Consider the following 7,983-nt stretch of genomic DNA (forward strand, 5'->3'; position numbering starts at 1 on the left):
TGGACCCTGGCGACCTTCCGGCGGGCCTTCTCCCGGTTGGCCGATCCCTTCTCCTTACGGGACAACTCCCGCTGCGCCTTCGCCAGGCGCGCCCGGTCGCAGCGTTCGTGCTTCGGGTTGGTGATCTTCTCTCCGGTGGACAGGGTCACCAGGGAGGTGATGCCCGCGTCGATGCCGACCGCGCTGTCGGTGGCCGGGGCCGGAGCGATCGTGTCGTCGCACAGCAGGGACACGAACCAGCGTCCGGCCGCGTCGCGGGACACGGTCACCGTGGACGGCTCGTTGCCTTCGGGCAGGCGACGCGACCATCGGATGTCCAACGGCTCCGCCATCTTCGCCAGCGTCAGCTCCCCCTCGCGTCACTTGAACGCGGAGCGGGTGTACTCGGCACTGGCGCGGGACTTCTTCTTGGACTTGTAACGCGGGTACTTGGCGCGCTTGGCGAAGAAGTTCCCGAACGCCGTCTGCAAGTGCCGCAGCGACTGCTGGAGCGGGACGCAGGACACCTCAGCGAGGAACGCCAGGTCTGCCGTCTTCTTCCACTCCGTCAGGGCTGCGGAGGACTGTACGTAGGACACCCGGCGCTGCTCGCCGTATCAAGCTCGGGTGCGCTCCTCCAGCGCTTTGTTGTAGACGAGGCGGACGCATCCGAACGTGCGCGACAGCTCCGCTGCCTGCTCGTCCGTTGGGTAAAAGCGGTACTTGAAAGCCCGCTTGACCTGCTGCGTCATGCCTCACGTTCTATCAGATCCTGTGTGAGCGAAGGGTGTCGGGCGGTCGTCGGCGGACGCCGAATCGCCCTGCCGGCGATTCGCCTTTCCCTGCCCCGCTCCGCGGGAGCTTCGTTTCCTCCCCCGGCTGAAGCCGGGGTATCCACGAAGGAGAGCCCCGATGAATGAGCAGCGACACGCCGAATCGGCCGATCGCACCGTCAACACCGAGCGGCCCGAGTCCGCCAGGGCCGCGGAGCGGCCCGACCCGACCAGGCAGACCGAGCGGCCCGAGCTCGCGAAGCAGACCGACCGGTCCGAGCCGGCCCGGCAGCCCGAGTCGCCCCGGGAGACCGAGCTGGCCAGGCGGCCCGAGCCGACCAGGCAGGCCGAGTACGCCGCCAAGCGTCCGCCTGAGCCGCCCGAGAAGGTCAACGGCGACGAGGACAAGCTCGCCCTGCGCCTCCAGCAGGCCGTCACCGGCTTCGTCGACCAGCCGCGCCACGCGGTGGAGGAGGCCGACCATGTCCTGGACGAGGCGCTGGCCCGCCTGCGTTCCTCGTGGCAGGGCCAGGGCGCCGGCGCCAAGGCCGCCGACACCGAGGAACTGCGGGTCGTCCTGCGCCAGTACCGCGAAGTCGTACAGCGGCTGCTAAGCCCTCGGGCCGGCTGACTGAACGACCTCGAACGACCACAGGGTGGAGCCGCTCGCCGCGGGCTTCGGGCGATCGGCTCCACCCTGGTGCGCGGCCTGCATCGGGCCGGACATCCAGGCCTGGAAGTCCTCCTCGCTCCGCCAGCGGGTGTACACCAGGTAGCTGTCGGTGCCCTCGACCGGGCGCAACAGCTCGAACCACTCGAAGCCGTCCGAGCCCTCCACGGACCCGGCCCGCGAGGCGAACCGCTTCTCCAGGACCTCCCGCTGCTCAGCAGGGACAGTCAGCACATTGATCTTCACAACGCTCATGCTGTACATACTGCCCCACCCGCTAAACGCGGTGCTGGTAGGTGACGGGGTGTGCCACGCTACCGCCATGTCCGCCACCAGCACCCACGAGGTGTCCGCGCTCTTCTCCCGAGGCCGCCTGACCGCCATCCCGCGCCGCGCGGCCCGCCGCGAACAGTTCCTGGCCCACCTCGCGGAATCCCTCTTCGAGCAGGGCCGTGACTACACCGAGCCCGAGGTCAACCAGGCCCTCCCCACCGTCCACGAGGACTGCTCGGCGCTGCGCCGCTACCTCGTCGTAGGCGGCTGGCTCACCCGCCCCCGGGACGGCAGCGTCTACCGGCGAGCCCGGTAGAAATGACGAGTACCTTCCCCGAGGTCGTCCTGAAGTCGGACCGCCTCGTCCTGCGCCCCTTCGAGGCCGCCGACATCGCCGACGCCGCAGCGGCTTGCGCCGATGCGTACGTCGATGTCAAGGACCTGGCGGTGGAGGTGGCCGAGTCCTGGGCGGCTGAGACGGGTTGGACGGTGGGGGCCCCAGAAGAAGGCGGGGCGGGAAAGCCAGGTAGGGTCCGTTGACAGTTCAAGCGTCCTGTGACGACGCCGGGCGCGCAGTGAGATGCAAGGAACCGAAAGGTCACCTCCATGTCCAATCCCCCCACCACGCCTTCCCACCGAGCTAAGTCGCGCCTGTCGCGGCGGGGCGTGATCGGGGCCGCCGGAGCGGTGGCCGCCGGTGCGGCTCTGTCGCCGATGGTGTTCGCGGCCACCGAAAGCGGCGGGTCCACTACCTCCACCGCCGGTACGAAGACCGAGAAGTTTCCGGCGACCCGGTCGAAGGAGGCCACCGGCGCCGGGGCCGCCACCGTCGCGTTCCCGGTGAATTACGTGGGGCTGCGCTGGACCGGCGACCAGGACGGCGCCGGGATCCGCTTCGCGGACGCATGGCAGGACGTCAAGGGTGACGGGTGCGCGAGCGTCAACCTGGACGGCGGCGGAACGGCTCTGATGGCCGCCGCGAATGCCACCGCGTACGACGTGAAGGTGCCGGACGGGGCGACCGACGTACGCTCGCTGGCGATCGACACCAAGGGCGGCCCGCAGCGGAGCGGCGCGGTGCCGGCGGACACGACGCGGGTGCGGGGTGTGGCGTATCTGTCACGTGCCGCGTGGGGCGCGGACGAGTCCTTGCGCTTCAAGGCGGACGGCACCGAGAACTCGCCGACGAAGTACTACCCGGCACAGGTGCTGACGGTCCATCACACCGACACCCCGAACGGCGACCCGGACCCGGCTGCCACGGTCCGCGCGATCTACCAGTACCACGCGATCACGAACGACTGGGGCGACATCGGCTACCACTTCCTGATCGACGAGGCCGGCCGGATCTACGAGGGCCGCTACTCCGGCGACGACGGCATCCCGGCCCACGACAAGGACGGCAACGTCGTCACCGCCTTCCACACTGGCGGCTACAACTCCGGCAACCTGGGCATCGCCCTGCTCGGCACCCTCGTCGACCAGGGCCCGACGGACGCCGCCCGCAGCTCGCTCACCCGGCTGATCGCGGTCCTGAGCCGGTTCCACGGGCTCGACCCACAGGCGAAGGTGACGTACGTCAACCCGGTCAACGGCGTGACCAAGGACGTCACCACGGTCGGCGGCCACCGCGACTGGATGGCGACGGACTGCCCGGGCGCGACGATGTACGCGCTGCTCGACGACGTACGCAAGGCCGCCGCCAAGCCCTGAGCCCGTACTAGGCACTGTCCGGCCGATCATTGCCGGGCCCGCGACACCCCCCCAGCCTTCGGCCGGGGGGGTGTCGCGCTCCTCGCCCGGTAGGGGAGGTTGGTCAGCATGTACGCGTGGGGGAGGCGCGCGTAGCACAGCCGTATCTCGCGCAGCCGGTCGCCGATGCCCTCGGTGCCGATGAGCGGGGGCCGAGGCGGCGACGGCTGGGCGATGATCCCTACGGGGCGGCCGAACCTCGTGGCTGCTTCGCCGGGTCCCAGCAGCCGACGAGCCATGGCGGGGCGGGCGTTCAGCCGCCGCAGAGCGGCAGTGTAGGAGATGCCCATGGACTGGGCGAGTGCCCGGGCGCGCTTCTTGCGTGCGGCGTTTTCCGGCACGATGGTGCCTGTCCTTCCTCGGTACCCACGCTCCCGGTCAGGAGAGAACACCAGGACGCGGTCCGGAGGACCTTGACCGATCATGCCGCTGCGGCGTGGGCGCTTTACCGGCTCGGTTCAGGCAGGCGTTGCTGCCGAGCCCCCATCGTAGACACGGGGCGGGCGTGCCGTCGAGGCGCGCGCCGTGCCCCTTCCCTCCCGGTTGGGCGTGCTTCGGCCTCAAGGCAGCCTTAAGGCAGCTTTAAGCCGGTGAGCGGGTTGGGAGATCTTCCCTGTCGCTTCGTACTGGCTGGTGGACACGCGCATCGCGTGAAGCCGGCCTCACGAAAGGACATCGAGTCGCACATGACGCGAAAGAGGACACTGAGCCGCAAGAAGAAGGCAGCAGCACTCGTCGGCGCCGCTGCGCTCGTCGGCGGGATTGCGGTCGTGACGACTGGCATCAGCCACGCTTCGGTGGTCTGCGACGGGCTGGACACGGCACTGCGTAACAACCAGAACTTCATCGCCGATCAGAAGGCGCATCCTGATGCCCAGTCGGCGGCCCGGATAGCCAACCGGGAAGCCGTGATCAAGCAGATCGGCGTGCAGCGCGAGGCGTCCGCTTGCGGGGCCGCCGCAGGCGTTCAGCCCGCCGCGAGCGCGTCGGCCGCCCCGACGGTGGCTGCGCCGGCGACGTCCGCCGCCGCATCCGTCGCGCCGTCCGCGTCGGTGGCCCCGGCCGGGGCCGTGGTCTGCGCCGGCTCGACGGTGACACTTTCGGGTGAGGCGGGGGCACCGGCGGCGTCGAGCAATCAGTTCCCGCAGGGTACGAAGCTCAAAGTGACGAACCTGGATAACAACAAGTCGACGGTGGTCACCGTCACCTCGACGTCGGGCAGCTGCGCCCTGCTGAACAACGCGGCCTTCGAGCTGGTCCGCGAGCCCGGCAAGTTCCTGATCCGGCACGCCCGGATCGAACGCGTCGGATAGTCCCTGTCCGCGGTGTCTATGCGGCCGCCGCATCCTTCCGGCAGTCCCGACAGCGGCCCGGCTCCGAAGCCCTGAAGCCCCGGTCGCAGCCCTCGCAGACCTGCATCGGCTCCGACCGGGCGGGTCCCTGCGGGGCTGCGGCTGGGAGCGCGGGTGGCATCAACTCCCGGAGCCTCCAGGCGATCAGCCCTGCGGGCTTCGGGATGTCGCCCACGGGCAGCAGTCCGCACAGGACGGCCCGTGCCTGCTCCGGCGTGACGCCGCGCTCCAGCCAGGCGCTCAGGCCGGGGGCAAGGCGCCGTACGTCCCGACCCGACAGCATCAGCCGCTCATCGCGCCCCCGCAGCCCCGCCAGCACGGCGGCCGCCACCGGATCCACGGGCCCCTCCGGGACGGGCTCAGGCTCGGTCCTGGGCCTGGGAACCGTCCTCTCCGGTGCGACCCGAGCCGCCGGAGCCGCCGGAGCTGCCCCCGGCCGCTCAAAGAACGTCGTCCGCGTCACCATCCGGCCGTCCGCCAACCGCTCCCGTCACCTCGACCGGCACCGTGCGGTGGGCCTCCCAGGTCGCGCGGTCCAGGCGGAGCCGCTGCAGGGTGCAGGCCCGGCCGCGTACGGAGGCGACGGTCAGGCCGTCCGGCTGGTATCCGAGGCGCCAGGAGACGCCGAGGGAGCGGGGGTTGTCGGTCATGGCGGCCGAGGTCGCGGAGGCGGCGCCCAGGCCGACGAAGGCCAAGTGCAGGACTGCCGCCCGCATTTCGGTGCCGATGCCCTGGCCCTGGTGGGCCAGGCCGAGCCAGGAGCCGGTGTCGGCCTCGCGGGTGACGGCGAAGTCGGCGGCCATCAGGTCCTGGCGGCCGACGACCTTGCCGTCGTGCAGCACAGCCAGACTGGGCGTCCACCTCTCGGGACGCCACTCGGCGACCGTCCCCAGTACGTGCTGGAAGGTGGCCCGGGCCCGGTCGGCCGAGGGCTCGTCGGTCCACGGGACCGTGAACGGCATGGCGTCGGGGGCGTGGACGCCGTCCGCCGCCACCGCTGCCAGCTCGTCGAGCAGACGCAGGTCCGGCAGACGCAACTCCAGGCGCGGCGTGGTGATCCGTAGGCCGTACACGGGCCAGAAATGGGCTTCCATGACGAGAGGCTGCCGGACCCCGCCCGGGCCGTCGAACGAATTACGGTGCCGGGGGCGCCGGTACCGCCGTGAGGTCGATCAGCCGGCAGACCGTCTCGATGTCGATCTTGACCTGGGCGATCGAGGCCCGCCCGGAGAGCCAGGTGATCAGAGCCGAGTGCCAGGTGTGCTCGATCACCCGGACGGCGGAAAGCTGCTCGGGGCTTGGCGGAGTGTCCAGGCCCATCGCGTCGAGGATGATCGCGGTGGTGAGGCGGGAGACGGTGTCGACCTCGGGGCTGACGGACCGGTCGGCGAAGGTCAGGGCCCTCACCATCGCGTCGGCGAGGTGGGGCTCGCGTTGCATGGCACGGAAGGCCCGCATGAGGGTGTCGGCGACGCGGTCGGCGGGGCTGGCGGCGGCAGGGGGGTGCTTGCGCAGCGCCTCGTGGAGGTGTTCGAGCTGGTCCTGCATGGTGGCGACGAGCAGGTGGATCTTGGAGGGGAAGTAGCGGTAGAGGGTGCCGAGGGCGACGTTGGACTGCTCGGCGACCTCACGCATCTGGACGGCGTCGAAGCCGCCCCGGGACGCGAGGTGGGCGCTGGTGTGGAGGATGCGGCGGCGCCGGGCCTCCTGGCGCTCGGTCAGCGGCTGGGAGTCGGGGGAGCCGACCGCTGTACGGGGGGAGGTACGGGACGAGGGTCTGGGGTCTGTCGCCATCTCTGCCGTGCCCCCGTTCTCTGTTCTCGTTCGTGCCGTGCCGATCGTTCGTGCCGTGCTGATCGCGAGCCGCGGTGTGCATGATGGCAGGACCCGCACCGTGGTGCGAATCACCTGGTCCGGCTCTTTCCGGCTGCTGCGGTGCCGGTACATTCGAGCCCTGGACCGGAGAGTCTGAAACTTGTTCTACATTAGCGCGAGCGGCTACGCTCCGGCTGAAGTGCTGTGAGAAGGGGGCCGTGAGTGACCGCAGAGGCCAGGCCGCTCCGGATCGCGCTGCTCAGCTACAAGGGCAACCCCTTCTGCGGGGGCCAGGGCGTCTACGTACGCCACCTGTCCCGCGAGCTCGCCCGGCTCGGGCACAGCGTCGAGGTGATCGGGGCGCAGCCGTATCCCGTGCTGGACGACGGTGTCGTCCTCACCGAGCTGCCGAGCCTCGACCTCTACCGGCAGCCGGACCCCTTCCGTACCCCGAGGCCCGGTGAGTTCCGGGACTGGATCGACGCCCTCGAAGTGGCCACGATGTGGACCGGCGGCTTCCCCGAGCCGCTGACCTTCTCCCTGCGCGCGCGACGCCATCTGGCCGCCCGGCGCGGCGAGTTCGACGTCGTGCACGACAACCAGACGCTCGGCTACGGGCAGCTCGGCCTCGGCGTGCCGCTGGTGACGACGATCCACCACCCCATCACCGTCGACCGCCGGCTCGACCTCGACGCCGCTCAGGGCCGACTGCGCCGCGCCTCCGTCCGCCGCTGGTACGGCTTCACGCGGATGCAGAAGCGCGTCGCCCAGCGCCTGCCGTCCGTGCTCACCGTCTCCGGGTCGTCGCGGCAGGAGATCGTGGACCACCTGGGCGTCGCCGAGGACCGGATCCACGTCGTGCACATCGGCGCCGACACCGACCTCTTCTCGCCCGACCCGGCCGTGCCCGAGGTGCCCGGGCGGATCGTGACGACCTCCAGCGCCGACGTACCGCTCAAGGGCTTGGTCCATCTCGTCGAGGCCCTCGCCAAGCTGCGCACCGAGCACCCCGACGCCCACCTGGTCGTCGTCGGCAAGCGCGCCGACGACGGACCGGTCGCCGCCGCGATACAGCGGTACGGACTCGAAGGCGCCGTCGACTTCGTCAAGGGCATCAGCGACGCCGAGCTCGTGAACCTTATTCGCTCTTCCCAGGTGGCCTGCGTGCCCTCCCTGTACGAGGGCTTCTCGCTGCCCGCCGCCGAGGCGATGGCCACCGGGACGCCGCTGGTAGCCACGACCGGCGGCGCGATCCCCGAGGTCGCCGGGCGCGACGGCGAGACCTGCCTGGCCGTGCCCCCGGGCGACGCCGGCGCCCTCGCGCACGGCCTCGGCCGGCTGCTCGCCGACGCCGGGCTGCGCCGCCGCC

The 7,983-nt window shown here is 70.9% G+C and carries 11 protein-coding genes and 1 pseudogene; 6 read left to right on the top strand and 6 right to left on the bottom strand.

Going from position 1 to position 7,983, the window contains the following annotated elements; all coding sequences use genetic code 11:
• Positions 1-731, bottom strand: a pseudogene (locus EFK10_RS07845) (RNA-guided endonuclease InsQ/TnpB family protein); the annotation flags it as partial.
• Positions 732-891: 160 nt separating this feature from the next.
• On the opposite strand from EFK10_RS07845, the gene EFK10_RS07850 reads away from it, so the two are divergent.
• A complete protein-coding gene (locus EFK10_RS07850) occupies positions 892-1,383 on the top strand; it encodes a hypothetical protein (RefSeq protein WP_127355015.1) in 492 nt (163 codons plus the stop codon).
• Here the strand turns inward: EFK10_RS07850 and EFK10_RS07855 are convergent.
• Positions 1,363-1,677, bottom strand: coding sequence for an antibiotic biosynthesis monooxygenase family protein (locus tag EFK10_RS07855; protein WP_127355016.1), 315 nt, complete (start codon positions 1,675-1,677; stop codon positions 1,363-1,365). The genes EFK10_RS07850 and EFK10_RS07855 overlap by 21 nt on opposite strands.
• 67 nt (positions 1,678-1,744) lie before the next feature.
• On the opposite strand from EFK10_RS07855, the gene EFK10_RS07860 reads away from it, so the two are divergent.
• The 3 genes from EFK10_RS07860 to EFK10_RS07870 all read left to right on the top strand — a co-directional run bounded on the left by EFK10_RS07860 (position 1,745) and on the right by EFK10_RS07870 (position 3,408).
• Entirely contained in the window at positions 1,745-2,011 is a 267-nt protein-coding gene (locus EFK10_RS07860) for a DUF2087 domain-containing protein (RefSeq protein ID WP_127355017.1), read from the top strand.
• Positions 2,012-2,013: 2 nt separating this feature from the next.
• On the top strand, positions 2,014-2,235 hold the full coding sequence (locus tag EFK10_RS07865) for a hypothetical protein (RefSeq protein WP_127355018.1): 222 nt from the start codon (positions 2,014-2,016) through the stop codon (positions 2,233-2,235).
• A gap of 66 nt (positions 2,236-2,301) precedes the next feature.
• Positions 2,302-3,408, top strand: a complete 1,107-nt coding sequence (locus EFK10_RS07870; RefSeq protein ID WP_127355019.1) for a peptidoglycan recognition protein family protein — start codon at positions 2,302-2,304, stop codon at positions 3,406-3,408.
• 26 nt (positions 3,409-3,434) lie between these two features.
• On the opposite strand, the gene EFK10_RS07875 is transcribed toward EFK10_RS07870, so the two are convergent.
• A complete protein-coding gene (locus EFK10_RS07875) occupies positions 3,435-3,788 on the bottom strand; it encodes a hypothetical protein (protein WP_127355020.1) in 354 nt (117 codons plus the stop codon).
• Between the two features lie 345 nt (positions 3,789-4,133).
• On the opposite strand from EFK10_RS07875, the gene EFK10_RS07880 reads away from it, so the two are divergent.
• Positions 4,134-4,760, top strand: a complete 627-nt coding sequence (locus EFK10_RS07880) for a hypothetical protein (RefSeq protein ID WP_127355022.1) — start codon at positions 4,134-4,136, stop codon at positions 4,758-4,760.
• Between the two features lie 16 nt (positions 4,761-4,776).
• On the opposite strand, the gene EFK10_RS07885 is transcribed toward EFK10_RS07880, so the two are convergent.
• From EFK10_RS07885 to EFK10_RS07895, 3 genes are all read right to left on the bottom strand, one after another.
• Positions 4,777-5,139: a hypothetical protein gene (locus EFK10_RS07885; RefSeq protein ID WP_127355021.1), complete on the bottom strand. Its 363-nt coding sequence runs from the start codon at positions 5,137-5,139 to the stop codon at positions 4,777-4,779.
• Between the two features lie 100 nt (positions 5,140-5,239).
• A complete protein-coding gene (locus tag EFK10_RS07890; RefSeq protein WP_206305351.1) occupies positions 5,240-5,893 on the bottom strand; it encodes a GNAT family N-acetyltransferase in 654 nt (217 codons plus the stop codon).
• Positions 5,894-5,933: 40 nt separating this feature from the next.
• Positions 5,934-6,593: a TetR family transcriptional regulator gene (locus EFK10_RS07895; protein WP_240677067.1), complete on the bottom strand. Its 660-nt coding sequence runs from the start codon at positions 6,591-6,593 to the stop codon at positions 5,934-5,936.
• A 243-nt stretch (positions 6,594-6,836) separates the two neighbouring features.
• On the opposite strand from EFK10_RS07895, the gene EFK10_RS07900 reads away from it, so the two are divergent.
• Positions 6,837-7,983: glycosyltransferase family 4 protein (locus EFK10_RS07900; protein WP_164835882.1), on the top strand; the 1,147-nt coding region annotated here is incomplete at its 3' end.

Origin of the sequence: Streptomyces soli (assembly GCF_003999195.1) — a bacterium.
Classification (GTDB): Bacteria; Actinomycetota; Actinomycetes; order Streptomycetales; family Streptomycetaceae; genus Actinacidiphila; species Actinacidiphila soli.